This is a genomic window from Micromonospora sp. CNZ303 (assembly GCF_004345505.1).
In genome coordinates, this window is record NZ_SLVT01000016.1 from 104950 (window position 1) to 130800 (window position 25851).

The window sequence follows — 25851 nt, forward strand, 5'->3', positions numbered from 1 at the left end:
GGAAGCGGGCGAGCGCGGCGGGGCGACTGGGGCCAGCGGGACCTGTGGGGCCCGCGGGACGGGCGCGCCCGGGCCCGCCGGTCAGGCGGGCCAGTCGATCCGGAGCGGCAGGCCCAGGAAATCGGCGTAACGGCCCAGGGCGCCCGCCGCACGGGCCCGGCTCCGCTCGTCGAAGGGCACCAGCGGGAACACCGTGACCGTCACCCGGTTTCTGCCGACCGTGCGCTTCCACGTGCCCACGACCCGCCCGTCCTGGACGACCGTGGCCTGGAACACGCCGTTGCGACCCGGCACGATCGCCTCGGCGTGGGCGGGATCCAGCATCAGCGAGCGGTCCCTGAAGCCCAGCAGGTACTCGTCGAAGCCGGGCAGCACCAGCAGGTCGTCGACCGGCCTGCGGGGCGCGTCGAGCAGGGCCGCGTCGACGAGTGCCTCCTGCCCGTCGACCCGCACCACGGTCAGGGCGTCGCCGGCCGCCGCGAGGCCCCGGCGCGCGTCGGTGAGCGTCAGGCCCGTCCAGCCGGCGAACTCCCGGGCGGTGACGGGCCCGTGCCCCCGGACGTAGCGGTGGGCGAGCATCGCCAGGGCCTCGTCCCGCTCCGGCCGGCGCGCCTCGGGCGCCCACTCGTCGAGCAGGGCGAAGGTCTGCTCGGTGCCGACGTTGGGCGCGAGGCAGGTGACGCCGCGGACGCTGGCGTACCAGAGCAGGTGGTAGCCGCGCTGGTCGCCGGTGTCGATGCCGGCCGCCTCCAGCGTGGCCAGGCACCGCGCCCGGGTGAGCCGGCCGCCGCCGGCCAGCGCGGCGCCGAGCACGTCGAGCGCGCGGTCCGCGTCGGTCTCGCTGAGCCCGAGCTGCGCGCGGCGGGTGGCGGCGCCGGCCAGCGAGCGTACGCCGGTCAGCTCCAGCATCCAGCGGGCGTCGCGGGGCGGCACGAGGTGCACGGTGCCCCGCATCGGCCAGGTGCGCAGCGCCTCCCGGCGCTCCAGCGCGGCGTGCACCTCGGCGTGGCCGAGCGCGGGCAGCCGCACCCCGAGCGACCACATGCCGCTGGCCAGGTCCTGCGCCTGCATGGCCCCGAACCACCCCACGACGTCCTCGACCCCGCCCACCGCCGCCGTGGGATGCGGGCGGAGCAGTAGGCCGGTCATCCGCAGCGCGAGCGCCTCGCGCCCGGTCAGCTCCGCTGGCATGGGGGCTCCTCCGCTCGGGTGGGGCACCAGCCTAGGGCCGACCTCCGACATCCGACGCATGACCGCCGTCGCGGCGGGAAAGCGGCCGGCCAGCAGGCGTGCCGTCCGCGCGCCCGGAGGGAGCGACATGACCGCGTCCAGCGAGCCGGCCCGGGGTGCCGGCGTACCGACCCGTGCCGGCCGTGGCGGCCCGGCCGCCAAGACCAGCGCCGCCGCCGCCTTCGCACTGGTCTTCGGGGTGGCCGCGCTGATCAGCGTGCTGACCGTGATCCTGTCCTGGATCGGCCTGCTGCTCGGCATCGTCGGCGTGATCCTGGGCATCGTCGGGCTCAGGATGGCCGGTCGGCCCGGGGTGACCGGCCGGGGCGTCGCGATCGGCGGGCTGGTGCTCAGCGCCCTGGCGGTGCTGATCGGGCTGGCCTTCGCCGCCGGGATCACCACCTTCCTCAACGACGAGGGCGGCGTGAACCGGATCCAGCAGGAGGTCGACGACCTGCGCGACCGCCTCGACGACTGACGACCGGGTGCTTACCTGATCGCGCTTCGCCGGCGACGTTGCCGGCGCAGCGCGATCCCCCGTTCAGGGTGGCCGGTGCCGGGCGGTTGCCGGCCCGCCGGCGCCGTGGCACCAGCATTGCCGTACGGCGGCCGACCGGCACCGGAACGGATCGAAACTTGCGGACATCTTGAGCTACCGACGGCAGCGGGATCGTCACAGCCGGCTGTGCACGACGAGCAGGTCCACGAAGCCCCGGTCGGGCGTGTGATCCCGGGTGACCGTTTGACGGCGCAAACATCGGGTAGTCGCGGGAGCTGACCCGACATGAGGAGGGAACACCCGATGGCTGCCCAGACCAAGGTCGCGGTGATCTACTACAGCGCCACCGGCATCACGTACCAGATGGCGCAGGCGGCGTGCGAAGGCGCCGGTGAGGCGGGTGCCGAGGTGCGGCTGCGCAAGGTGCGCGAGCTGGCGCCGGACGAGGCGATCCGTTCCAACTCGGGTTGGCACGCGCACCAGATGGAGACCCAGGACGTCCCCGAGGCGCAGCTGGACGACCTGTCGTGGGCCGACGTGGTGATCTTCGGGACCCCGACCCGGTACGGCGTGATGGCCGCCCAGCTCAAGCAGTTCATGGACACCACCGGGCCGCTGTGGTCGCAGGGCGCCCTGGCGGACAAGGTCTATTCCGCGTTCTGCTCGACGGCCACCTCGCACGGCGGGCAGGAGGCCACGCTGCTGTCGATGTTCAACGTCTTCTACCACTGGGGCGGGATCGTGGTGACCCCCGGCTACACCGACCCGAGCCAGTTCGTCGCCGGCAACCCCTACGGCGCCTCGCACACCAGCAACAACGGCGAGACGGCGCCGGACGACATCGCGCTCGGTGCCACCGCGTTGACCGCCAAGCGCGCGGTGCGGATCGGTGCGGCGCTGAAGGCGGGCCTGGCCGGCTGACCCGGCGCCGCCGGTACCGGCGCTGCGGTAGGTCGGCTGTACCGGTGCGACCGGCGGCCCGGACGGGGGCTCTCGACCCGTCCGGGCCGCCGGTCGCAGCACCCCTACCCCCGATCGGGGCGGCTATGCACGCTCGGCCGTTCCCGAAAACCTGCCGTGCGCCGTCGACGGTCGTCCCGCCGGCGCCGGCAGCAGCCCGCCCAGCAGGTCGGCGAGGACGGCCACGCCGTCGGGGCTGAGCACGGACTCCGGATGGAACTGCACCCCCGCGAACCCGCGCCCGCGCAGCGCGTGCACCGCGCCGTCCGCCGCGTCCCGGGCCAGCTCCACCGGGCCGTACGGGGTGTCCAGCCGGTCGGCGTCGGCGCGCGCCGTGAAGGTGGCGTAGAAGCCGACCCGCCGGCGCGTGCCGAAGACGTCCACCTCCCGCTGGAGCCCCTGGTAGGGCGCGTCCCGGCGGTGCGGCGCCAGCCCGAGCAGGCCGGCGAGCAGTTGGTGGCCCAGGCAGACGGCCAGGGTCGGCCGGCCCTCGGCGAGCAGCCCGGCGAGCAGCCCGCGCATCGTGCGCATCTTCGGTTCGGTGGTGCTGCCCGGGTCGCCCGGACCGGGGCCGACCACCACCAGGTCGTGGCCGTCCACCGCACCGGCGGCGTGCCACGGCCGCAGCGTCACGGCCAGGCCGAGCGCGCCCAACTGGTGGGCCAGCATGCCGGTGAAGGTGTCCTCGCCGTCGACGATCAGCGCCCGCCGGCCGGCCAGCCCGGGCAGGCCACCGGCGCCCGGCGAGCGCTGGTCGAGCCAGAACCGGGCCAGCGGCGCGTTGCGCGCGGCCAGCGCGGCCCGCACCTGCGGGTCGTCGGCGAGGCGTACGGCGGGCTCCGGGCCACCGGCGGGCGCCTGCGGGCCGAGGCCGAGCGCGGCCAGCACGCCGGCCGCCTTGGCGTGCGTCTCGGCCACCTCGCCCTCGGCGGTCGAGTGCCGCACCAGGGTGGCCCCGACCGGCACCCGCAGCTCGCCGGCGGGGGAGATCTCGGCGGTACGGATCAGGATCGGCGCGTCCAGGCTCTGCCGGCCGGCGTCGTCGTGGCCGAGCAGCGCCAGCACCCCGGCGTAGTAGCGCCGCCCGGTGCCCTCGTGCCGGGCGATGACCCGGCAGGCGTTCTCCATCGGGCTGCCGGTGACCGTGGGCGCGAACATCGTCTCCCGCAGCACCTCCCGCACGTCCTTCGTGCCCCGGCCGGCGAGCAGGTACTCCGTGTGGGCCAGGTGGGACATCTCCTTGAGATACGGCCCGACCACCTGGCCGCCGTGCTCGGCGACCGTGGCCATCATCTTCAGCTCCTCGTCGAGCACCATGTACAGCTCCTCGACCTCCTTGGGGTCGGCGAGGAAACGCAGCAGCGCGGCCCGGTCGGCGCCCGCGCCGGTGTGCCGGAAGGTGCCGCTGATCGGGTTCATCATGACCAGGCCGTCGTCGACGCTGACGTGCCGCTCCGGGCTGGCCCCGACCAGGATCCGGGTGCCGGTGTGCACCAGGAAGGTCCAGTACGCCCCGCGCTCGCCCCGCAGCAGCCGGCGCAACGCGGCGAGCGCGGCGACCAGCGGCGGGCCCTGCACGGTGGCGCGCAGGCAGCGGTGGATGACGAAGTTGGCACCCTCGCCGCGCCCGATCTCCTCGGCGAGCACCCGGCCGACGGTGGCGGCGTACTCGTCGTCGGTGATGTCGAAGGCGGCGTCGGCGGTGCGCACGGGCACGTCGGGCAGCGCGGCGAGCGCCTCGGCCAGGGCGACCCGCTCGTGCCGGTCGATTTCGAGGAACTCCAGCGGGACGCCGTCGTCGACGCAGGCGAAGCCCCGCTCGGTGATCTGCCGGTAGGGCACCAGCGCCAGCGTCCGGGGGCCGGGCACCCCGCCGGGCAGGGGGAGGTCGGCGAGCCGGCCCGCCGTGCGTACCGCGCCGGTGAACAGCTCCAGGTGTGCGGCGCCCTCGCGGCGGACGAGCGCGAACGGGCCGGGGTCGCCGCCGCCGGCGACGGCGGCGAGCAACTCGGTCAGGTGGGTCATCGGGTCTCCTCGGGCCGGGCGGCGCCCGGCGGGGCGACCGGGAGGGCCGGGGAGAGACCGGCGGCCGCCTCGTCGGGCGGCCGCGTGGGAAGCTACGCGCGGGGGATGGCCGCCGGGTCGGCGGGCCACCAGCAGGACAGGTGCGCGGGCATGCGATCACCCTACGGCCCCGCGCGGGCACCGGAAAGCCGATCGGGCGTACGGCCCACGCGCTGGGACGCCGTGGCGAGCCGCACCGGGTAACTTGACCCGCGATGAACATTCTCGCGCTCGACCTGGGCACCTCCTCGGTACGCGGACTCGTGCTGGACACGGACGCCCGCCCGCTGCCCGGCGCGCTGGCCCGGCGCAAGGTGAGCCTCGTCGCGCACGACGACGGCACCGGCACGCTGGACGGCCCCGGCTACCTGGCCTGCCTGGTGGCGTGCCTGGACGAGCTGGCCGCCGCCGGCCACCTGCGCGACGTGTCGCTGGTGGCGACGTCCGGGCAGTGGCACTCGGTGGTCCCGCTCGGCGCCGACGGCGCGCCCCTCGGGCCGGTGCTGACCTGGCTGGACACCCGTCCCGAGGTGCCCGCCGGGGTGGCCGGCCCGGCCGACCCGGTCGACTTCCACCGGCGCACCGGCACGTGGTGGCACCGCTGCTACTGGTCGGTCCGGCTGCCCTGGCTGCGGGAACACACCGGCGGTCGGGTCGCCCGGTTCGCCGGCCTGGCCGAGTACGTGCTGGGCGAGCTGCTCGGCTCGGCGCCCATGTCGATCTCCCAGGCCTCCGGCACGGGCCTGCTCGACCTGCGGACGCTGGACTGGGACGCCGAGGCGTGCGCGCTGGCGGGCAGTCACGCCGAGGAGCTGCCCGAGCTGGCCCCGGCCGGGTGGCGCGGCCGGCTGCGGCCGGCGTACGCGCGGCGTTGGCCGCAGCTCGCCGACGCGCCCTGGGCCGGTCCGGTGGGCGACGGCGCGGCGTCGAACGTCGGCTCGGGCTGCGTCGAGCCGGGCCGGGTCGCGGTGACGGTCGGCACGTCGGCGGCGGTGCGGCTGGTGCAGCGCGTCCCGGCGGGGCAGGCCATGCCGCCGCTGCCCGAGGAGCTCTGGCGCTACCGGGTCGACCACGACCACGTGGTGACCGGCGCCGCGTACTCCTCCGGCGGCAACCTCTTCGCCTGGGCCGACCGGGAGCTGCGGCTGCCCGGGGGCAGCGAGCTGGAGGCGGCCCTGGCCCGGGTGCCGCACGACAGGACCCTGCCGGTGAACGTCCGCTTCGGTGGGGACCGGCCGCCCGGGATGTCCCCGGCCGGCTCGGGCGCGCTGGGTGGCCTGAGCTTCGGCACCACCGCGGTGGAGATCCTGGCGGGGCTGATGAGGGGCCTGTGCGACATGGTCGTCGGCGACCTCGTCGTGCTGGAGTCCACCGTGGACGAGTCGGTCGAGGTGGTGCTCGGCGGGGGAGCGGTGGCGGCCTCCAGCTGGTGGCGTTCGTCGTTCGCGGCGGCGCTCGCGCCCCGGCCGGTGTGGTACGGGCGCAACCCGGAGGTCGGGGCGAGCGGCGCGGCGCTGGTGGCCCTGGGCCGCATCGGTGACGCCTCCCGGCTCGCCGCCATCGTCCGGACGGACGAGACCGCCTCACCCTCCTGAGTAGCACCTCAGCCCGCCCCGTTGACACGGCTAGCGGGCCTGGTTGGATGGACTCCGCTCCCCGGTCGCGGCGGACGCGGGACAGGGAGGGGGTAGGTGTGGGGGCAGGTCCGGAACCGTCCGACGACGGGGTGTCGCAGCACCGTCGGCGTCGGTTCGACGTCCGGGTCGTGCCCCACCGTCGCCGCTCCCCGTTCCGGCTGCGGGACTGGCGGATGCGCACCAAGCTCGTCACCGTGCTGGTCATCCCGTCGGTCGCGTTCCTGGTGCTGGCCGGCGTACAGACCCACACCCTCGTCGGGCGGACGACCGCGTTGGGCGACTTCGCCCGGCAGGTCGGCATCGGCCGGGAGATCGTCGCGCTGGTGCACCAGCTCCAGCAGGAACGCGACCGGGCCGCCGGTGAGCTGGGCGAGCTGCGCCGAGGCGGCGCGGGCGCCGACCGGGACGCGGCGATCGTGGTGCTGAGGCCCTTGCAGGCCGCCACCGACCAGGCGCTGCGCGACCTGCGCCGGGCCGCCGGGCCGCTGGCCGACGCCGACGCCTCCTGGCGGGTCGCCTACTCGGAGGTGCTGGAGGCCTACGACCAGGTCGTCTACATCCGGGCCGCGATCCCCCCGGCGGTGCTGGGCAGCGACACCATCCTGAGCAACTACCACCGGGTCGTCGACGCGCTGCTGCGCCTGCTCGCCGAGCCCTCGCCGGGCGAGGACCGGCCCGCGCTCAGCGACGCGGTGCTGCGCTACGTGCAGCTCGCCCGGGTCAAGGAGCTCTCCTCACGGGTCCGGGCCCAGCTCTACGAGGCCGCCCGCGCCGGCCGGTACGGCGTGGAGGACCAGGTGGTCCTGACCGACCTGCGCGCCCAGCAGTTGACCGCCCTGGGCGCGTTCCGGGTCGCCGCCACCGCCGAGCAGGTCCGCCGCTACGACGAGACCTCGACGGATCCGGGGTTCATGACGGCAACCCGGTTGGAGGAGCAGAGCCTGGTGACCGGGGCCGCCGCGCCGAGCGTGCTGCCGGCGCCGCAGTGGTGGGCGGCCGGCGAGCAGCGTCAGGAGCTGCTCCGCCGCATCGAGGCGTCGGTGCTCGACGACGCCGTACGGCAGGCCGACGACGTGAGCGCGACGCAGCTGCGGGCCACGCTGCTGGTCGTCGGCAGCATCCTCGCGGTGCTGCTGGTAGCCCTGCTCATCTCCGTCCTCGTCGGCCGGTCCATGGCCCGGTCGATGCGGCTGCTGCGCGGCCAGGCGCTGCGGATCGCCCAGCTGGAGCTGCCGGACGCCCTGGACCGGCTGCGTACCGTGACCGGGGGCGTCCCGGAAATCGAGGTCCCGCCGGCGGTGGTCCGTTCGCTCGACGAGATCGGCGAGCTGGCGGAGGCGTTCGTCGCGGTGCACCGCAGCGCGGTCAACGTCGCGGTCGAGCAGGCGACCACCCGGCGCAATGTCAACGCGATGTTCGTCAACCTCGCCCGGCGCAGCCAGGTGCTCGTGGAGCGCCAGTTGGAGCTGCTCGACGAGCTGGAGCGCGAGGAGAGCGATCCGGACCAGCTGGAGAACCTCTTCAAGCTCGACCACCTGGCCGCCCGCATGCGGCGCAACGACGACAGCCTGCTGGTGCTCGCCGGGACCGAGGCGACCCGCCGGTGGAACCGGCCGGCGGCGCTCGGCGCGATGCTGCTCGCCGCCAGCGCCGAGATCGAGCAGTACCAGCGGGTCCGGCACGGGGCGGTCGCCGACCTGCACGTCGTCGGCCACGCCGTCGGCGAGCTGGTCCACATCCTCGCCGAGCTGCTGGAGAACGCCACCTCGTTCTCCCGTCCCGACACGGTCGTGGCGGTCACCGCCCGGGCCGAGGGCGCCGGCGCGGTCATCGAGATCACCGACCGGGGGCTCGGCATGAGCCCGGCGGCGTTGGCCGAGGCGAACGCCGTCCTGGCCACCCCGCCGGCCGCCGACGTGGCGACGGTCGAGCGGATGGGCCTGTTCGTGGTCAGCCACCTGGCCGCCCGGCTCCGCGTCGAGGTGCGCCTGGCCGGCGGCGAGGGGGGCCTCGTCGCCCGGGTACGGCTGCCCGGTGGCCTGCTGGCACCGGCGCCCGAGCGGGAGGCGCCCGTCACGGCCCGGATGCTGGCCGCCACGGCGTGGGACGGGGCGCCGCCCGATGGGTTGCCGGTGGCCGGGCGGCCGCCGGCGTGGGGCGGGGTGCGACCGGCGGGCGAGCTGCCGGCGGCCGGGCGGCGGGCCGAGGCCCCGCCCCGGCAGGCCCGGTCGGTCCCGGTGCGGGCCGAGGACGTGCTCGCCCCTGCGGCCCGGCCGCCCGCGTCGACCGGCGGGGGCTGGTGGTCCCGGCAGGGGCCGTCGCCCGGTCCGGTGCCGGGGGCCTCGCCCACGCCGCCGGCCGTGCCGGTCACCGGCGGGACCAACGACCGCGGCCTGCCCGTCCGGGTGCCGATGGCGCAGCTCTCCGCCGTCACCCGGCCGGCCCGGCCGGAGCAGCCGGCGGTACGCCACGACCCGGACCCGGAGGCGGTCGGGGGGATGCTGTCCCGGTTCTACAGCGGGGTACGGCGGGCCGAGGCCGAGGACACCACGGAGATTTCCATGCCGCCGGGCGGCGTACGCACCGAAGGGGGACAGCGATGACGACGTTGAGCCGGGAGGCCCGCGACCTGAGCTGGCTGGTCAGCGGGTTCGCGGAGCGGGTGCCGGGGGTGGTGCACGCCATCGTGGTCTCCTCCGACGGCCTGCTGGTCGCCATCTCCGACCACCTGCCCCGGGACCACGCCGACAAGCTCGCGGCCGTGACCTCGGGACTGATGAGCATCACCGCGGGCGCGGCGCAGATGTTCGACGGGGACGTCGTCAAGCAGACGGTCGTCGAGATGGGGCGCGGCTACTTCCTGGTCATGCAGGTGCGTGACGGTTCCATCCTGGCCACGCTGGCCGGGGCGGAGGCCGACATCGGTGTGGTCGGCTACGAGATGGCGCGGCTGGCCAAGCAGGCGGGGGAGATGCTCACCCCGGCGCTGCGGGCGGAACTCCAGCAGGCCCTGCCCCGCTGACCGGGTCGGCGCGCCCGCCCGGCGTCCACCCGGCGGGCGCGCCGACGGCGTCCACCCCGGCGCCGCCGAGCGGCGCCGGGGTGGCGGATGCCGGGCGGTCAGAGTCCGTTGGCGGCGATGACCTGGCGGTACCAGTGCGCGCTGCGCTTGAGCACGCGCTGCTGGGTCTGGTAGTCCACGTGGACCAGGCCCCAGCGCTCGTCGTAGCCCGCGTCCCACTCGAAGTTGTCGAGCAGGGACCACACGTGGTAGCTCTCCAGCGGCACACCGGCGGCCATGGCCCGGTGCACGGCGGCGAGGTGGTCGCGCAGGAAGGTGACCCGGCCGGCGTCGTCGACCGTGCCGTCGGCGTCGAGGGTGTCCGGGGTGGGCAGGCCGTTCTCGGTGACGGTCAGCGGGATCGGGCCGTAGTCGCGGGTCACCCGGGTCAGGATGTCGTACATCCCGTCGGGGTGGATCTGCTGCCAGGAGGCCTGTGAGGTGGGCCAGCGCCCGACCGTCGCGCCGTCGCCGGTGACGTAGTAGGGCGTGTAGTACTGCACGGCGAGCAGGTCGACCGGCGCGGCGATGGTCGCCAGGTCGCCGTCGCGGATGCCGCGGACCAGCCGGCTGTCGGGGCCGAGGTCGTCCAGCACGTCCTGCGGGTACTGGCCGGTGAGGATCGGGTCGAGGTAGAGGCGGTTCTCGTAGCCGTCGTAGAGCCGGGCGGCCCGGGCGGCCTCGGGCGAGTCGTCGGCCGGGTAGCAGGGGTGCAGGTTGAGCGCCGGGCCGATCCGGCCGGAGCCGGTGGCGCGGAACGCCGCCACGGCGAGTCCGTGGGCCAGGTGGAGGTGGTGGGCGACCAGGTACGCGGCGTCCGGGTCCTGCCGGCCCGGGGCGTGGTGACCTTCGAGGTAGCCGTTCTGCACCACCGTCTTCGGCTCGTTGACGGTCAGCCACACCGGCACCCGGTCGCCGAACGCGCGGAAGACGATCTCGGCGTAGTCGGCGAACCGGTGGGCGACGTCGCGCGACTCCCAGCCACCGGCGTCCTGGAGGGACTGCGGCAGGTCCCAGTGGAACAGCGTCGCCATCGGCGCGATGCCCCGCTCGTGCAGCCCGTCGACGAGACGGCGGTAGAAGTCGAGCCCGCGCTGGTTGGGCGCGCCGGTGCCGTCGGCCTGTACGCGCGGCCAGGAGATGGAGAACCGGTAGCTGTCCAGCCCGATGTCGCGCATCAGGTCCAGGTCCTCGGCGTACCGGTGGTAGTGGTCGGCGGCGACGTCGCCGGTGTCGCCGTTGCGGGTGCGGCCCGGCGTGTGGCTGAACGTGTCCCAGATCGACTCGCCCCGGCCGTCCTCCTTGGCCGCGCCCTCGATCTGGTAGGCGGAGGTGGCCGCCCCCCAGCCGAAGCCCGGCGGGAAGCGCAGGCCGGCCGACGGCGTCTCGTCGGCGCGCGGCGCGGGGCCGGTCGTGGCGGCGGGGGCGGTGGCGGAGAGCGCGGCGCCCTGGGGCGGGCGCGGGGTGGGCATCGACATCGGTTCTCCTCATGGTCTGCGTGGCCACCGCCGGGCCGGGAGCGCTCCCAGCATAGGGCAGGAGCCGCCGGCCGGTCGCGTCCGCCCGGCCGGGCGAAGGGCGATCGGGGACGGCGGAGGGTGCGTGCGTGCTGCGCCCGTGGCGGCGGTGCGGGAGCGGTGGCGCGCGGTGGCGCCGGCGCTCGGGTGGCCGGCCGCGGGACGCGGGGCGCCGGGGCGCGGGGCGTCGACCGGGCGGTACGGGCGGACAGCGGACGAGGCCGGTCGGAACGGCGACACGGCCAGTCCCGTCGGCCTCTTTTCCCGCCGTGGCGGGAGGTTTAGTGTGTGGGGACGGGGGAGGGCAACCCCCGTCCCCACCATTGCTGCACACGCACGGGCGGAATTGGCGTCCTGTCGTGCGTGTCGCGCGGGAGCCGGGCCACGCGAGTGGCTAGAGGATCCACCTCCCTCCATGTCGGTGGGAACGGCTGACGGCGGTGTCCGGGCTGGCCCGCCGTCAGCCCTCGGGCTGAGTCCCCGGGGTCCGTCGTGGACGGACTCCGGGTGATCTTTTAATTGGATCTCCGTCGATGGAAGCGCTCCCATCGACCGATGCTGCGACTGTAACGCCCGTCACGGCTTTGTGAAAGCCCCAAAACGAGATCGAAACATGTTGCTGCTTCGGTGCGCCCCCGGCCATTGTGGGAGCGCTTCCATGCATGGCACACTGTCGCCACCGCGACGCGGAGCCAGATCGCGCAAGCGTGGGTCGCCGAGGGCAGCCGGTGTCTCCGGTACGGCATCCGACGCAGTCGGTGGAGCAGCCGCCCCGCAGGGGGCGCCGCCCGCCGTACCCCGGCCCCGGGCCGGGGCGACCACCATCCCGGGTGCCCCCGAATTCCCCGTTCGCGGGAGGGCGCCCCGCCGGGGCCCTTCGTCCCCGGCCAGGTCCGAGGAGACACCGCGCACATGAGAAATCTGGCAAGACGTCGCCGCCTGGCGATGGTCGCCGCCGCCGCGCTCGCCGTCGGCGGGGTGACCCTGCCGGCCGGCGCCGCACAGGCCGCCCCCGCCTGCGACGTGGTCTACGCGACCAGCGACTGGAACAACGGCTTCACCGCCAACGTCACCCTCAAGAACCTCGGCGACCCGATCAACGGCTGGACGCTGAAGTTCGCCTTCCCCGGCGACCAGCGGGTTACCCAGGGCTGGTCGGCCAAGTGGAGCCAGACCGGCAACCAGGTCACGGCCACCAACGAGTCCTACAACGGCAACCTCGGCACCGGCGCCTCGACCAGCATCGGCTTCAACGGCTCGCACGGCGGCACCAACCCGAAGCCGACGTCCTTCTCGGTCAACGGCGTCACCTGTGGCGGCACGCAGCAGCAGCCGCCGACGGTCGCGCTGAACGTGCCGGCCGGCCCCTTCGAGGCCCCCGCCGACGTGCCGCTGAGCGCCACCGCCAGCGACCCGGACGGGACGATCAGCAAGGTCGAGTTCTACCGCAACGGCCTGCTGGTCAACACCGACACCACCGCCCCGTACGGCTACACGCTGGAGGACCTGCCCGCCGGCGCGTACACCGTGCAGGCCAAGGCGTACGACAACGCGAACCTGACCGCCACCGCGGAGAAGGCCTTCACCGTCACGGCGGCGTCCGGGCCGGTGCTGGTCGCCACCCCGTCGGCGGTGAGCGTGACCGAGGGCGGCAGCTCGACGGTCAACCTCAAGCTCAGCGCCGCGCCGACGGCCAACGTGCCGGTCTCGCTGTCCCGCACCGGCGACACCGACATCACCGTCTCGCCGGCCTCGGTGACGCTGACCCCGAGCAACTGGAACACCGGGGTGAACGTGACCGTCGCGGCGGCCGAGGACGCGGACACGCTCGGCGGCACCGCCACCGTCACCGCCTCGGCCACCGGCTACGCGCCGCTGGCGATCACCGCCACCGAGATCGACAACGACACCGGCGGCGGGGACAACACCTACGTCAAGCGGTTCCTCGACCAGTACGGCAAGATCAAGAACTCGGGCTACTTCAGCCCCGAGGGCGTGCCGTACCACTCGATCGAGACGCTGATCGTCGAGGCGCCCGACCACGGGCACGAGACGACCTCCGAGGCGTTCAGCTTCTGGCTCTGGCTGGAGGCCCAGTACGGGCGGGTGACCCAGAACTGGGCGCCGTTCAACAACTCCTGGAACGTCATGGAGAAGTACATCATCCCGTCGCACGCCGACCAGCCCACCGCGGGCGCGGCCGGCACCGCGCAGTACGCCGCCGAGCACGACCTGCCCAGCCAGTACCCGTCGCAGCTGGAGCCGAACGTGCCGGTCGGCCAGGACCCGCTGCGCTCGGAGCTGCAGAACACCTACGGCACCGGTGACATCTACGGCATGCACTGGCTGCTCGACGTGGACAACACCTACGGCTACGGCCGCTGCGGCGACGGCACCACCCGGCCGGCGTACATCAACACCTTCCAGCGGGGCACCCAGGAGTCGGTGTGGGAGACCGTGCCGCAGCCGTCCTGTGACACCTTCGCCCACGGCGGCCGCAACGGCTACCTCGACCTGTTCGTCAAGGAGGCGAACGCGCCGGCGAAGCAGTGGAAGTACACCAACGCCCCCGACGCCGACGCCCGCGCCGTGCAGGCCGCGTACTGGGCCCTTACCTGGGCCAAGGAGCAGGGCAAGGAGGCCGACGTGGCGGCCACCGTGGCCAAGGCCGCCAAGATGGGCGACTACCTGCGCTACGCCATGTTCGACAAGTACTTCAAGAAGATCGGCAACTGCGTCGGGGCCGCCACCTGCCCGGCCGGCACCGGCAAGGACTCGGCGCACTACCTGATGTCCTGGTACTACGCCTGGGGCGGCGCGTACGAGCCGAACCAGAACTGGTCGTGGCGGATCGGCTCCAGCCACAACCACTTCGGCTACCAGAACCCGTTCGCGGCCTGGGCGCTGACCAACATCAACGAGCTCAAGCCCAAGTCGCCGACCGCGGTCGCCGACTGGACCAAGAGCCTGGAGCGGCAGCTGGAGTTCTACACCTGGCTCCAGTCCGCCGAGGGCGGCATCGCCGGCGGCGCCACCAACAGCTGGGGCGGCCACTACGGCCAGCCGCCGGCCGGCACGTCGACCTTCTACGGCATGTTCTACGACGTCGACCCGGTCTACAACGACCCGCCGTCGAACCAGTGGTTCGGCATGCAGGCATGGTCCATGCAGCGCATCGCCGAGCTGTACCTGGAGACCGGCAACGCCAAGGCCAAGGCGCTGCTGGACAAGTGGGTGCCGTGGGCGATCGCCAACACCACGCTGGGCACCAACTGGTCGATCCCGTCGGACATGAAGTGGACCGGCCAGCCGACCACCTGGAACCCGGCCAACCCGCAGCCCAACACCAACCTGCACGTCGAGGTCACGGTCAAGGGCCAGGACGTCGGCATCGCCGCCGCCTACGCCCGCACCCTCATCGCGTACGCGGCGAAGTCGGGCAACGCGGCGGCGAAGAACACCGCCAAGGGGCTGCTGGACGCGCTGCACGCGGCCAGCGACGCCCAGGGCGTCTCCACCGTGGAGAAGCGCGGCGACTACCGCCGCTTCGACGACGTCTACGACGCCAGCACCGGGCAGGGCCTCTACGTGCCGCCGGGCTGGACGGGGACCATGGCCAACGGTGACCCCATCGCCGCGGGCAAGAGCTTCCTCGACATCCGCTCCTTCTACAAGAACGACCCGGCCTGGCCGAAGGTCCAGGCGTACCTGAACGGCGGCCCCGAGCCGGAGTTCAAGTACCACCGGTTCTGGGCCCAGGCGGACGTCGCCATGGCGTACGCCGACTACGGAAAGCTGTTCCCCAACGGCTGACCGACTCCTCCGGGTGGGTGGCGCGGCCCGCCCACCCGGAGGCCGGCCGGGCGGGCCTGGGGGAACGGAGACGCCCGGTCGGCGGACGGCCTGACTCCCACGGTCAGGCCGGGGTGGGCCGGTCAACCGGCCGACGCAGCGGGGCAGCCGGCCCACCCCACCGCACCCGGATATGCACCGGGTGCGAAAACGCCCGAAAAACCGGCCACCACGGGATCACGCATGGGGCCGGGACGGAGTAACGTACGTCACCGGAGAGGCCGCTCCCCCCGTGGCGGCCTCTCCCTTACTTTCCCGCCGGCTCCACCGGCGCACGGGCCGGCACGACCGGGTGGCGCAGCCCCGGGTGACCGGCCGGCAACGACCGGCGCACCACCACCCAGCTCACGGCGAGCACCGCCGCCACCAGCGGCCAGGACAACACGACCCGGGCCACCGTCAGCGCGACCACCTGACCGCCGAGCCACAGCGGCAGGAACACCGCCACCCGCAGCACGTATGACGCCGCCCATGCCCAGCTGCCCCGGCCGTACGCGCGCAGCAGCGCCGGATCCCGCCGCCACCTGGTCCGCTGGCCGAGCGCGACGCCCACCACCGTCCCGAGCAGCGGCCAGCGCACCACGATGCTGACCACCCAGGCCAGCGCGCTCGCCGCGTTCGACAGCAGCTGGACGAGGAAGAAGTCCTCGGCGCGACCGGTGCGCAACGCGACAAGCGCGGCCACGCAGACGGCCAGCAGCCCGATCAGCACCGAACGCGGCCGGTCGCCCCGGTGCAGCCGCCAGCCGGCCAGCGCGGCGCCGGTGACCACGGCCGCGCCCACCCCGCCCCACAGCGAGTGCCCGCCGAGCAGCCAACCGAGGGCGAACGCCACCGGCGGCAGGCTGGCGTCGACCGCGCCCCGGCGCCCGCCGAGCAGGTCCGCGAGTGTCTCCGGCCGGTCCGTCGGGGCCGGCGCACCCTCCGGTGTACGCGTCACCGCACCCTCCTCACGTCCGTCACCAACCTAGCCGTAGCCGGGCGACAGGCCACCCGCCGACCGGGCCGCGCCTGCCGCTACGGTGTGCGGGTGCGAACGACGCCGAGGGGTTGGACCGCGGTCTGGTTGGTCGTCCTGGCGCTCGTCCAGGCGGCGGCCTTCATCGCCGTGTGGCGGGTCGCCGTGCACGTCGAGATCGGCCAGTGGGTCGACACCGTCGCCCTGACCGGCAACCGGATCGGGCAGGACCACATCGAGGAGCCGGTGAACCGGCTCCTCAACGCCATGTCGGTCGTCTCGCTGCTGGCGGCGACCGCGGTGATCGGCTTCATCGCCCTGATCCGGGGCCGGATCGCCCTGGCCGTCACGGCCACCCTCCTGATCGCCGGCGCCAACGCCACCACCCAGTTGCTCAAGTACGGCCTGGCCCGGCCCGACTTCGGCATCGACCCCGAACGGATCTACGCCGGCAACAGCCTGCCCAGCGGGCACGCCACGGTCGCCGCCTCGGTGGCGGTGGCCCTGGTGCTCGTCCTGCCGCGCAAGGTGCGGGTGCTTGGCGCCTTCCTCGGCGCCGGCTACGCCGCGATCGCCGGGGTGGCCACCCTCTCCGCCGGCTGGCACCGGCCCAGCGACGCGGTGGCCGCGTTCCTGGTGGTCGGGGTCTGGGCGGCGCTGGCCGGGCTGGTGCTGCTGATCACCCAGCGGGAACAGGCGCAGGTGGAGTCGGCCGACGCCCACCGGGTCGCCGCGACGGTGCTCGGCGTCGGCGGCGTACTGGCGGTGGTGGCCTGCGGGTTCGCCCTCTCCTGGCTGGTCGACCTGCGCGCCACCCCGCCCAGCGAGCTGGCCCGCAGGCCCCTCCTCGTCGGCTACGCCGGCAGCGCCGCCGGGATCGCCGGCACGATGGGCGTGGTCATGGCGCTGGTGCTCGCCGCCGTGCACCGGCTGGTGCCCCGGGTCAAGGGCTGACCGCTCAGCGGGAGTAGGTGCCGACCATCGTTCCGCTCGCGGTGTCCCGCTCGACGAGCAGGCGGTGCACCTCGTCCGCCCGCGGCGTCCCGGGCAGCTCCAGCGGCCGGTCCAGCGCGTAGAGCCGGAAGAAGTACCGGTGGGGATCGTCGCCCTGGGGCGGGTGCGGGCCACCCCACCCGGTGGTGCCGAAGTCGTTGGGCCATTCGCGGCCGCCCAGGGGCACGCCGCCCTCCGGTGCCCCGGCGGCGCTCGGCGCGATCCCGGTGACCAGCCAGTGCAGGAACGGCGTCCTACCCGCGTCCGGGTCCTCGACGAGCAGCACCAGCTCGGCGGCGGACTCCGGCACCCGCTCCCACTCCAGCGGGGGCGAGACATTGCCGCCCTCCTTCGAGAAGCGGCTCGGCAGTATGTCGTGGTCGTTGAACGCGGTGCTGCGCAGCATGATCCCGGCCATCCCTGGCGCTCCTTCCGTCGGCCCGGCCGCGCGCGTACCCGCCGGACGGGCCCCGAAACGGCCGCCCCGGTGTGAGAGGGTCGGGCGGGACGGGGGAGGGGACCATGGAGAGCGTACGGGCGGCGTTCCGGGACGAGTGCGAGCGCCTCGGCGAGGTGCTGCGCGGCGTCGACGAGGCGGATCTCGACCGGCCGACCGACTGCCGGCCGTGGACCGTACGCGAACTGCTGGCCCACGTACGCACCGGCGCGGGCCGGCTGGTCGACATGCTCGCCGCGCCCGCCCCGTCCCGCGCCGAGGTCGACGCCGCCGCCTACTACGGCGCCGCCAAGTTCACCCCGTCCGTGGACGCCGCCCGCGTCGACAGCGGCCGGCGGGAGGCCCGGGAACTCGACGGGGCGGCCCTGGTGGCCGACTTCGACCGGGCCTGGCGGGCCGCCCTCGACGCCGTCGACGCCGCACCACCGGGTCGGGTGGTGCGCACCCGGCACGGCGACGCGATGGCGCTCGGCGAGTTCCTGCGTACCCGCGTGGTGGAGGTCGGCGTGCACGGCCTGGACCTGGCGGCGGCGCTGGAGCGGCGGCCGTGGCTGACGCCGACGGCGGCGGAGGTCGTCGCCGGCCTGCTCACCGGCGGGCGGCCGGTCCCGCCCGGGCTGGGCTGGGACCGGCTCACGCTGATCCGCAAGGCGACCGGCCGGGTCGGCCTCACGGGCCGCGAGCGGGCCGTCGTCGACGCCGCCGGCTTCCGCTGGCTCTCCTTCGGCGGCTGAGGCGGGCGGGCCCCGAGCCGGCACCGGGCCCGGCCCGGCGGGCGGGTCAGGCGTCGGCGCCGAGCGGGTCCGCCTCCGGGCGTGGGGCGGGCACGTGCGGGGCGGCCCTGCGCAGGTGGTCCAGCACGACCGGATCGATCCGGCCCGGCACCAGGCGCTCCTCCAGGTTCTCCAGGCCGGCCCAGGAGAAGAGCGCCTCCTCCGGCCGCGCCGGGTCGACCGGATGACCGAGCGCGCCCAGCAGCGCGCCGACCTCGGCGGCGACCGCGCCCGTCAGGTCGAGCAGGGTGGCCGGGTCGGGCCGGCCGAAGAGCAGGGTGTGCACCGCGAGCAGCCGCCCCAGCTCGGTCACCGGATCGGGGTGGTCGTCGACCCGCAGGTCGACCAGCACGTCGCCGGTGCCGTCGTATCCGCCGCCGCGCTCGACCACCAGCAGCCCGGCGCTCTGCCGGCCGCGTCGGTCCCCGCCGGCCCGGTCCCCGGCGCGCAACGCGGCCAGCAGCCGGTCGGGGAACGGCAGCGCGGCCCCGCCCAGCCAGGCGTCCCGGACCGCGTCGATCACCTGCGGGCCGACCAGGATGTTGCCCTGCGCCGCCCAGCCGTCGCCGGCCTGGCCGCCGGCCCAGGGATGGCAGCTCGGCCCGGTCCAGGTGGCGCCCACACCGGTGGCGGCCACCACGCCGAGCTGGCGGTGGTCCCGGTCCGGGTCGGCGGCGACCAGCCCGGCCACCACGTCGGCCGCGGCCACCCCGGTGCGCAGCAGCGTCAGCCCCTGCGGACGGTAGGCGAGGTTGACGTGCGCCTGGGTGGCGAGCGCGCCGACCTCGGCATCGGCGGCCGGCACGAGCGCGCCGGCGGCCAGGAACCGGCTGGCCACGACGACGCCGTGCTGGCGGCCGTCGGCGGAGCGGGCGACGAGCGAGAAGGTCACGCATGGAGACTATCCCGCGGCACCGGGTGTCGATCGTCGTGTGTCGATGGTTAGGGCGGTGGGGCCGCCGGCTCCGGCCGGGCGACCCCTGGCCCGAAGGGCGTCGGCGAGCGCGACCCCGGTCGACACGACGACGACCAGGGCCGCCGACCCCAGCTCCAGGAAGGCCGCCCTGCCCGTGTCCTTCGCGTGGAGGGTGAGGTGTCGCCTGCCGCTGGAGGCCATCGGTCAGCGGCCTCCACTCGCTTCGGGGCCCATCAGGCAGTCGTACCACCCGGGGGTGGCGGGCTCGCGGTATCCGGGAAAGTCACAGGATCTTGCTCCGCGGCCCGGCGAGCGGGCACCATCGACCGATGACGACGCGATGGGGCATGACCGTGCCGCTGGACGGCATCCCGCTCGCCGAGCACGCCGCGATCTACGCGGCCCTCGACCGGGCCGGCTTCACCGACGTGTGGTCCTCGGAGGTCAACGGGGCGGACGCCTTCACCCCGCTGGCACTCGCCGCCGCATGGCAGCCCCGGCTGCGCCTGGGCACCGCGATCACGCCGGTCTTCACCCGGGGCCCCGGGCTGCTGGCGATGAGCGCGGCGGCGCTGGCCGACGCCGCCCCGGGCCGGTTCGCGCTCGGCATCGGCGTGTCCTCGCCGGTCGTCGTGGGCAACTGGAACGCCGTGCCGTTCGAGGAGCCGTTCCGGCGCACCCGCGACGTGCTGCGGTTCCTGCGCGCGGCGCTGGCCGGGGAGACCGTCGACGAGGAGTACGACACCTTCGCCGTGCGCCGCTTCACCCTGGACCGTAAGCCGGCCGTGCCGCCGCCGGTGCTGCTCGCCGCGCTGCGCCCGGGGATGCTGCGGCTGGCCGGCGCCGAGGCCGACGGCGTCATCCTCAACTGGCTCGCCGCCACCGACGTGCCCCGGGCCCTCGCCGAGGTCGGCCAGCGGCGCCCCGGCTTCGAGGTGGCCGCGCGGATCTTCGTCTGCCCCACCGAGGACGCCGCGCACGCCCGCGCCCTGGGCCGCCGGCTCATCACCAGCTACCTCACCGTCCCCGCGTACGCCGAGTTCCACCGCTGGCTCGGCCGCCAGGAGGTGCTCGGGCCGATGTGGCGGGCCTGGGCCGCCGGGGACCGGCGCGGCGCCGGCGCGGCGGTGCCCGACGACGTGGTCGACGCGTTGGTGCTGCACGGCTCGCCGGAGCACTGCCACGAGCAGGTCCGCCGCTACGCCGACGCCGGCGTGGACGTACCGGTGCTGGCCCTGCTGCCCACCCCCGAACTCGCCGCCGGTGGCGCGGCGGCGCTGGGCGACCTGATCACGCGCCTGGGTGGGGGTGGGTCGCGGTGAACCTCACCGACCGGGTGGTGATCATCACCGGTGGGGCCGGCGGCATCGGCGCCGCCCTGGCCCGCCGCTTCGCCGCCGAGGGCGCCGCCGCCGTGGTGGTGGCCGACCTCGACGCCGACGCGGCGCGCGCGGTGGCCGACGACCTCGGCCCGGTCGCCCACGCCGTCGGGCTGGACGTGACCGACGAGGAGCAGGTCCGCGCGCTGGTCGCCGACACCGAGCAGCGGTACGGGCGCATCGACCTGTTCTGCGCCAACGCGGGCGTCACCTCCGGCGGCGGGATGGAGGTCGACGACGCCGGCTGGGACCGTGCCTGGCGGGTGAACGTGCTTTCCCACGTCTACGCGGCCCGCGCGGTGCTGCCGGCGATGCTCGCCCGGGGCGGCGGCTACCTGCTGCACACCTGCTCGGCGGCGGGCGTGCTGACCTCGGTCGGCGACGCGCCGTACGCCACCACCAAGCACGCCGCCGTCGGCTTCGCCGAGTGGCTCTCCGTCACCTACCGGGACCAGGGCGTCCGGATCAGCGCGCTGTGCCCGCAGGGCGTGGACACGCCCATGCTCGCCGACGGGCTGGCCGCCGGTCACCTGGGCGCGCGGGTCGTGGCCGCCTCCGGCGCGGTGCTCACCGCCGACCAGGTCGCCGACGCGGCGGTCGCCGGCATCGCCGAGGAGCGCTTCCTGATCCTCCCGCACCCCGAGGTCGCCGACTACGCCCGCCGCAAGGCGGAGGACCCGGACGGCTGGCAGTCCGGCCTGCGCAAGCTCGTCCGCCGCCTGCGATCCTGAGACCCGGCCGCGCGGATGCGGTCCTCTGCCGCGTCACGGCCGCGTCCGGCCGTGCGGGGCCGGGCTCGTTGACCCGGGACCGCGCCCAGCAGCGCCAGGAACCGGGGTTGTCCGTGCTGCCGCCGGTTGCCGTCACTCCGCCAGGTAGCCGGTAGCGGGGTCGATCTCGGCGAGGAAGCCGCGGATGGTCTCCTCCATCGCGGCCCGGCTCATCGGGGCGCCGGCAGCCCTGGAGAGGCCGAAGCCGTAGTCGTGCGGCCCGCTGAGCCAGTCGAAGTCGTACGTGCCCGGCTCCCCGGCCCGTACCCGCACCCGGAAGTCGTGCCCGTCGACCGTCACCATGACGGGATCACCGGCGTAGCGGGGCGACTGGTCCTCGACCAGGTCGTGACGACTCAGGCCGCGACCCCGGCCGGCCTGCTGTGGCTGGCGAGCCCGGGCGACATCGGGGGCTGTGGCGGCGACGGCGACGGCGATTGACGCAGGGCGCCTCCGCACGGCTCGCACCCGCGGTTCCTGCCCGGGACGGTCGATCACGCCTGAGCGCCGCTAGAAACTGCTGACCAGCTTGACGAACGCGTCGTCGATCTTCGCCGGGTCGCGGGCGTCGAACGCCTTGCCCGCGGACGCCTTGGCGATCCGGTCCAGCGTCCCGAAGTCGGACTTCTCGTCGAAGGCGATGCAGAAGATCTTGATCGGTCGCTCCGGATCCAACGCGACATCCTTCAGCAGCCGGGCGAGGTTGTTGTCCTTGGTGTACTCGTTCGTGCCGTCGGTCAGCACGACCACCGCGTTGATCCGGGACTGGTCGTAGTGGTCGAGCATGTGCCGGTGTGCCGCCCGTACGGTGGCGTACAGCGCCGTGCCGCCCTCGACGTGAAGATTCTTGATCTCTTTGCTGAGCGCCTTCTGGTCGAAGGGCGACAGGCGGACCTCCTCGCTGTACGGCGACCTCGGCCGCTGTGGGGTCTCGGACGAGAACGACCAGAGCGCGACCTTGTCCTCGGAGTTCAGGAGGCCGAAGCCTTTGGCGGCGGCCCTGGTCGCCACCTGGAACCGGGTCTGGTCACCGATCTTCGCGTTCATCGAGCCGGACGTGTCGACGGCCACGAGGATGTTGGCTTTCTTCCGCAGCGTGCTCCAGCCGGTGAGGATCGCCTTGACCACGGCGGGATCCGGCGGGTCGAAGTAGGTGAGGTTCTCGGCCCCCCGCCCGCCGACGGCGGCGATCAGCGGGCCGGCCGCGTTGCGCTCGTGGTCGCGGAACCCGTGCCGGCTGAAGCTCTGCTGCTGCGGCGGCTCCTGGAGGAACTCCAGGAAGTCGGCGGCGGCGTCACGTTGCTCCGGGCTGGCCGAGGGAAGCACCACGTACGGGTGGTCGAGGTTGAACGTGCCCTCCTTCGGGTATATCGCGACCAGCGGGACCCTCGGCTTCGCGCCCGGGGTCGGGCTCAGCTTCCCCTCGTTGTACTGGTAGACCAGTTCCTCCTGCGTCACCACTGCGCTCATGTCCGTCGGGGCCGCCGTGTCGGCGCTGGACAGGTCCGCCTCGGCGCGGTCCTTCAACAGGTCCACGATGTCGTCGCTGTAGTGGGACACGTTGGCCTCGATGCGGCGGACGAACTGGGTCACCGCCGGGTTCGCGATGTCGCTCTCGGTCAGGTCGCTGGCCCGGTTGATGGCCGCGTAGTAGCTCGCGATCGTGGCCGCCAGCCCGGAGGTGGACAGGTTCGGGTTGACCTTGCCGAAGCTGAACCGCCCCCAGTCGGGGCGACCGAAGGTGGCCCAGCCCGTGCGCCCGGACGAGCCCAGGACCTCACCCCAGCCGAGTGGGCCCTGTTGCTGGAGGTGCTTCCCCTTCGACTGCGGCATGGCGATCACCAGCGGGCTGTTCGCGATCGACGGATACCGGCCGGGGGTCTGCGCCGGGCGTCCGGCGGCCTCGTCCAGCAACGTCAACTGCCCGGTCCACAGGCTCGACGTCGGCAACCACACCTGCGGCCGTGGCAGGTTGGGCTGCTTGGCCGCCCAGTCGCCGGCCAGCGCGTCCGTCGAGGCACCGGAGGCGAGGCCGTGCACGGTCACCACGGCGCACCGGTCGCCGACTCGCCGATCGCTCTTGTTGTAGCGTTCCGCCAGCTCGCCGAGCAGCACGTCCTTCTCGATCGACGCGCTGACCTCCAGCGGCGTGCACCCGACATCCGCCGCCGGCCGGACGACCAGGTAGGCCGCCGCGATGACCGCGGATCCGGCCACGATGGCCGCGGCGTACGGCAGCCACGGTCGGGCAGTCGGTCGACCTGAAACCATCTGGTCCCTCCAAGGGGTGCGGTGGTGGCGTCGGCGATGGCCTGCCGGGTCGGCCGCTACCCGCCAGCCGTGTCCATCCCTGCCCCGGTGGACGACGCCTCGGCCGCCCACGCCCGGCCGTTCGATGAGCCGGCAGGGCCCGCCGTGCGCGGATCACCCGGACCCGGCGGCGTGGTGCCCGGCATCGCTGCCCTGTCAGCCCAGCCATTGCGACTCCACCGGATCCTTGACGAGCCGCGCCGAGGCGACGGACGACAGAGGTATGGTGCCACGGCCCGGCGGCACGAAAGCCGCTCGCCTTCGGCGTGTCGTGTCGTCTCGCGGTTCGACCGAAGTAACGATGGCGGTGGATTCGCCGCGCACGAGGGCGGTGAGTGGCTCGTCCGCCAGCAGCCGGTCGCTTGCGCGTCTGCACCGGCGCGGAGAACACCTCGTCGGCGGCGACGGGGTCTGCCACGGCCGTCGGCGTGGGTGCGGTTTTCCGCACCCCGGCGGTTGCGGGTGGCCCGCTGAGGCTGGCGGTCGACCTCACGACATCGAGGCGCGGGGGACGACGATCGAGATGCGCCTACGCGACGACGGCGTCGGCGGCGCCGACCCGCACGGCAGCGGCCTGCAGGGCCTCGCCCGCCGGGTGGCCGCGCTCGACGGCCGGTTCGACGTGCACAGCCCACCCGGGGGCCCCACGACGATCCGAGCGGAGCTGCCGTGCGCACAGTCCTCGCCGAAGACTCCACCCTGCTCCGCGAGGGGCTGGTCCGCCTCCTCGCCGACGAGGGACACCAGGTGCTGGCCGCCGCCGCGGACGCCGACCAGCTCGTCACCGCCGTCGAAGAGCACCGTCCCGACGTCGTCGTCACCGACGTCCGCATGCCGCCCACCAACACCGACGACGGACTGCGGGCCGCGCTGGAGATCCGCCGCCGGTGGCCCCACGTCGCCGTGCTCGTCCTGTCCCAGTACGTCGAGAAGCGCTACGCCGCGAAGCTCCTCGCCGACCGGTCCGAAGGCGTCGGCTACGTCCTGAAGGACCGCGTCGCCCAGGTCGAGGACTTCCTCGACGCACTCGACCGCGTCGCCGCCGGTGCCACGGCGCTCGACCCCGAGGTCGTCCGGCAGCTCATGTCCGCCACGAGCCACAGCGACCCGCTCAACCGCCTCACCCCGCGGGAACGCGACGTGCTGCACCACATGGCTCAGGGGCACACCAACGCCGCCATCGCCGAGCGCCTGCACGTGTCGCAGAGCGCGGTCGAGAAACACATCAACACCATCTTCGACAAGCTCGACCTCTCCCACGTGACCGGCTACAGCCGCCGGGTCCTCGCGATCCTGCACCACCTCGGCTCCTAGCCGCCCAGGGTCGCCGGCCCGTGCCGACCAGGCTGCGCGCGGGGCTCGCTCACAGCCGGACGATCTGACCCACGCGGGGCGGCGTCCGGCCGGCGAGCACCTCCAGCCAGGCGCGCTCCAGGGCGTCGGGGCCGGCGTCGACCCGGACGTCGAGCCACCCGCCCACGACTCCCGTGAACCGTCGCCAGGCGTCGGCGAACCGCTGGTCGAGCCCGTCGCGCCCCCAGTCCCGGCGGCGCTTGCGCATCTGCACCGGGGCGAAGAACACCTCGTCGGCGGCGTCGGCGTTCGGGATCTGGGTGGTGAGCCCGACCGCGACGTCCCGTACGAGCCGGTCGCCGAGGTGCCGCCGCAGGGCCGCGCGGATGGCGGGCGCCCCCGACAGGTCGAGATAGACGGTCGGTACGGCGTCGAGGGCGGCGATGTCGTCGTAGGTGAGGACGTCGTCGTAGCAGCCGAGGGACCGGGTGAACGCGAGGTTGCCGGGGGAGGTGAGCCCGACCAGGCGTGGGCCCCGGCCGTGCAGCTCGAACGCGGCGGCGTACGCGGTCTTGCTGGACGCCGACGACAGCACCAGGGTCGCCGCCCCGTGGAAGTCGTTGTCGACGACCTGGTCGGCCAGCATGAAGGAGGTGAAGAACAGCGGCCGGAAGAGGACCAGCAGGTCCTCCTGGTCCTCCCGGTACGCCGGGTCGCCGGTGGTCGACCGGTACACGTTGTACGGCGAGGGCAGGTCGACCCGGTGTCCGCTCGCGTCGCGGAATCCGGACGCGTCCACCCGGTCCGGCCGCAGCAGGAGGTGACCCGCCGGCGGGAGGTAGCCGTAGACCCGCTGCCCGGCGGTGACCCCGTCGACCGTCGACGCCACCACCTCGGCGAAGCCCCACAGTGGCGGGAGTCCCCACTGCGGGCCGAGCCCACGGGGGCCGGGCGGGAAGAACTCCCAGTACCGCATCGAGTCGCCGAGCACCGCGTAGGTCACGTTGTTGGCGGTCAGGCCGACGCGGTCCACCCGCAGCAGTGCCTCGCCGTCGGCCAGGGTGGGCGTCACGCCTTCGGCGAGGGTGGTCCGGCTCAGGTCGTCACGGGCCACGGCGAAGGTCCAGGAAGCAGGCATGATCCGACGCTAGGCAGCCCCGGAGACCGAGACAAGTGCACTGC

General features: G+C 74.4%; 20 protein-coding genes. 11 read left to right on the forward strand and 9 right to left on the reverse strand.

The window, feature by feature from the left end; translation table 11 throughout:
• Positions 1-81: 81 nt before the first annotated feature.
• Complete coding sequence (locus EV374_RS23470; protein WP_132238854.1) at positions 82-1191, reverse strand: winged helix DNA-binding domain-containing protein; 1110 nt, start codon at positions 1189-1191, stop codon at positions 82-84.
• 127 nt (positions 1192-1318) lie between these two features.
• Between EV374_RS23470 and EV374_RS23475 the strand changes: the two genes are divergently transcribed.
• Both EV374_RS23475 and wrbA read left to right on the forward strand, forming a co-directional pair.
• Positions 1319-1708: a DUF4190 domain-containing protein gene (locus EV374_RS23475; protein WP_132238856.1), complete on the forward strand. Its 390-nt coding sequence runs from the start codon at positions 1319-1321 to the stop codon at positions 1706-1708.
• Positions 1709-2032: 324 nt separating this feature from the next.
• Positions 2033-2650, forward strand: a complete 618-nt coding sequence (gene wrbA / locus EV374_RS23480; protein ID WP_132238858.1) for an NAD(P)H:quinone oxidoreductase — start codon at positions 2033-2035, stop codon at positions 2648-2650.
• 123 nt (positions 2651-2773) lie between these two features.
• On the opposite strand, the gene EV374_RS23485 is transcribed toward wrbA, so the two are convergent.
• The gene (locus tag EV374_RS23485) at positions 2774-4714 is read right to left on the reverse strand and encodes an anthranilate synthase family protein (RefSeq protein ID WP_132238860.1); all 1941 of its coding nucleotides are present in this window, start codon (positions 4712-4714) and stop codon (positions 2774-2776) included.
• 254 nt (positions 4715-4968) lie between these two features.
• Here EV374_RS23485 and EV374_RS23490 point away from each other — a divergent pair, with 254 nt between their 5' ends.
• From EV374_RS23490 to EV374_RS23500, 3 genes are all read left to right on the forward strand, one after another.
• Complete coding sequence (locus EV374_RS23490) at positions 4969-6348, forward strand: FGGY family carbohydrate kinase (RefSeq protein ID WP_132238862.1); 1380 nt, start codon at positions 4969-4971, stop codon at positions 6346-6348.
• A gap of 131 nt (positions 6349-6479) precedes the next feature.
• Positions 6480-8993, forward strand: a complete 2514-nt coding sequence (locus tag EV374_RS23495; protein ID WP_486485916.1) for a sensor histidine kinase — start codon at positions 6480-6482, stop codon at positions 8991-8993.
• Positions 8990-9412, forward strand: coding sequence for a roadblock/LC7 domain-containing protein (locus tag EV374_RS23500; RefSeq protein WP_132238866.1), 423 nt, complete (start codon positions 8990-8992; stop codon positions 9410-9412). Before EV374_RS23495 ends, EV374_RS23500 begins: the two co-directional genes overlap by 4 nt.
• Positions 9413-9510: 98 nt before the next feature.
• Here EV374_RS23500 and EV374_RS23505 read toward each other — a convergent pair whose 3' ends face one another.
• A complete protein-coding gene (locus EV374_RS23505) occupies positions 9511-10929 on the reverse strand; it encodes a glycoside hydrolase family protein (protein WP_486485917.1) in 1419 nt (472 codons plus the stop codon).
• A 960-nt stretch (positions 10930-11889) separates the two neighbouring features.
• Here EV374_RS23505 and EV374_RS23515 point away from each other — a divergent pair.
• Positions 11890-14781 (forward strand): glycoside hydrolase family 48 protein, encoded by a 2892-nt coding sequence (locus tag EV374_RS23515; RefSeq protein ID WP_207914492.1) that lies wholly within the window; start codon positions 11890-11892, stop codon positions 14779-14781.
• A 286-nt stretch (positions 14782-15067) separates the two neighbouring features.
• Here the strand turns inward: EV374_RS23515 and EV374_RS23520 are convergent, their stop codons facing one another.
• Positions 15068-15760: a DUF3159 domain-containing protein gene (locus tag EV374_RS23520; RefSeq protein ID WP_132238872.1), complete on the reverse strand. Its 693-nt coding sequence runs from the start codon at positions 15758-15760 to the stop codon at positions 15068-15070.
• A gap of 84 nt (positions 15761-15844) precedes the next feature.
• On the opposite strand from EV374_RS23520, the gene EV374_RS23525 reads away from it, so the two are divergent.
• Positions 15845-16732 carry a phosphatase PAP2 family protein gene (locus EV374_RS23525; RefSeq protein WP_132238874.1) on the forward strand — a complete coding sequence of 296 codons (888 nt, stop codon included), beginning with the start codon at positions 15845-15847 and terminating at the stop codon, positions 16730-16732.
• Between the two features lie 4 nt (positions 16733-16736).
• On the opposite strand, the gene EV374_RS23530 is transcribed toward EV374_RS23525, so the two are convergent.
• Positions 16737-17189: a YbhB/YbcL family Raf kinase inhibitor-like protein gene (locus EV374_RS23530; protein WP_132238876.1), complete on the reverse strand. Its 453-nt coding sequence runs from the start codon at positions 17187-17189 to the stop codon at positions 16737-16739.
• Positions 17190-17293: 104 nt separating this feature from the next.
• Here EV374_RS23530 and EV374_RS23535 point away from each other — a divergent pair, with 104 nt between their 5' ends.
• On the forward strand, positions 17294-17962 hold the full coding sequence (locus tag EV374_RS23535) for a maleylpyruvate isomerase N-terminal domain-containing protein (protein WP_132238878.1): 669 nt from the start codon (positions 17294-17296) through the stop codon (positions 17960-17962).
• Positions 17963-18008: 46 nt separating this feature from the next.
• Here EV374_RS23535 and EV374_RS23540 read toward each other — a convergent pair whose 3' ends face one another.
• Positions 18009-18893, reverse strand: a complete 885-nt coding sequence (locus EV374_RS23540; RefSeq protein ID WP_132238880.1) for a DUF1028 domain-containing protein — start codon at positions 18891-18893, stop codon at positions 18009-18011.
• 371 nt (positions 18894-19264) lie between these two features.
• On the opposite strand from EV374_RS23540, the gene EV374_RS23545 reads away from it, so the two are divergent.
• Positions 19265-20239 carry an LLM class F420-dependent oxidoreductase gene (locus EV374_RS23545; RefSeq protein ID WP_132238956.1) on the forward strand — a complete coding sequence of 325 codons (975 nt, stop codon included), beginning with the start codon at positions 19265-19267 and terminating at the stop codon, positions 20237-20239.
• A complete protein-coding gene (locus EV374_RS23550; RefSeq protein ID WP_132238882.1) occupies positions 20236-21027 on the forward strand; it encodes an SDR family oxidoreductase in 792 nt (263 codons plus the stop codon). Before EV374_RS23545 ends, EV374_RS23550 begins: the two co-directional genes overlap by 4 nt.
• 132 nt (positions 21028-21159) lie before the next feature.
• On the opposite strand, the gene EV374_RS23555 is transcribed toward EV374_RS23550, so the two are convergent.
• Both EV374_RS23555 and EV374_RS23560 read right to left on the reverse strand, forming a co-directional pair.
• Positions 21160-21369 (reverse strand): hypothetical protein, encoded by a 210-nt coding sequence (locus tag EV374_RS23555; protein WP_132238884.1) that lies wholly within the window; start codon positions 21367-21369, stop codon positions 21160-21162.
• Positions 21370-21576: 207 nt separating this feature from the next.
• On the reverse strand, positions 21577-23337 hold the full coding sequence (locus tag EV374_RS23560; RefSeq protein ID WP_132238886.1) for a substrate-binding and VWA domain-containing protein: 1761 nt from the start codon (positions 23335-23337) through the stop codon (positions 21577-21579).
• Between the two features lie 708 nt (positions 23338-24045).
• On the opposite strand from EV374_RS23560, the gene EV374_RS23570 reads away from it, so the two are divergent.
• Positions 24046-24690 carry a response regulator transcription factor gene (locus EV374_RS23570; protein WP_132238888.1) on the forward strand — a complete coding sequence of 215 codons (645 nt, stop codon included), beginning with the start codon at positions 24046-24048 and terminating at the stop codon, positions 24688-24690.
• A gap of 49 nt (positions 24691-24739) precedes the next feature.
• Here the strand turns inward: EV374_RS23570 and EV374_RS23575 are convergent, their stop codons facing one another.
• The gene (locus EV374_RS23575) at positions 24740-25807 is read right to left on the reverse strand and encodes a DUF2855 family protein (protein ID WP_132238890.1); all 1068 of its coding nucleotides are present in this window, start codon (positions 25805-25807) and stop codon (positions 24740-24742) included.
• Between the last annotated feature and the right edge of the window lie 44 nt (positions 25808-25851).

Bases quoted from the DNA above. Each gene is read 5' to 3' on its own strand.
- EV374_RS23470 (WP_132238854.1), bottom strand. From the start codon at position 1,191: ATGCCAGCGGAGCTGACCGGGCGCGAGGCGCTCGCGCTGCGGATGACC.
- EV374_RS23475 (WP_132238856.1), top strand. From the start codon at position 1,319: ATGACCGCGTCCAGCGAGCCGGCCCGGGGTGCCGGCGTACCGACCCGT.
- wrbA (WP_132238858.1), top strand. From the start codon at position 2,033: ATGGCTGCCCAGACCAAGGTCGCGGTGATCTACTACAGCGCCACCGGC.
- EV374_RS23485 (WP_132238860.1), bottom strand. From the start codon at position 4,714: ATGACCCACCTGACCGAGTTGCTCGCCGCCGTCGCCGGCGGCGGCGAC.
- EV374_RS23490 (WP_132238862.1), top strand. From the start codon at position 4,969: ATGAACATTCTCGCGCTCGACCTGGGCACCTCCTCGGTACGCGGACTC.
- EV374_RS23500 (WP_132238866.1), top strand. From the start codon at position 8,990: ATGACGACGTTGAGCCGGGAGGCCCGCGACCTGAGCTGGCTGGTCAGC.
- EV374_RS23505 (WP_486485917.1), bottom strand. From the start codon at position 10,929: ATGTCGATGCCCACCCCGCGCCCGCCCCAGGGCGCCGCGCTCTCCGCC.
- EV374_RS23530 (WP_132238876.1), bottom strand. From the start codon at position 17,189: ATGGCCGGGATCATGCTGCGCAGCACCGCGTTCAACGACCACGACATA.
- EV374_RS23535 (WP_132238878.1), top strand. From the start codon at position 17,294: ATGGAGAGCGTACGGGCGGCGTTCCGGGACGAGTGCGAGCGCCTCGGC.
- EV374_RS23545 (WP_132238956.1), top strand. From the start codon at position 19,265: ATGACCGTGCCGCTGGACGGCATCCCGCTCGCCGAGCACGCCGCGATC.
- EV374_RS23555 (WP_132238884.1), bottom strand. From the start codon at position 21,369: ATGGTGACGGTCGACGGGCACGACTTCCGGGTGCGGGTACGGGCCGGG.
- EV374_RS23560 (WP_132238886.1), bottom strand. From the start codon at position 23,337: ATGGTTTCAGGTCGACCGACTGCCCGACCGTGGCTGCCGTACGCCGCG.
- EV374_RS23575 (WP_132238890.1), bottom strand. From the start codon at position 25,807: ATGCCTGCTTCCTGGACCTTCGCCGTGGCCCGTGACGACCTGAGCCGG.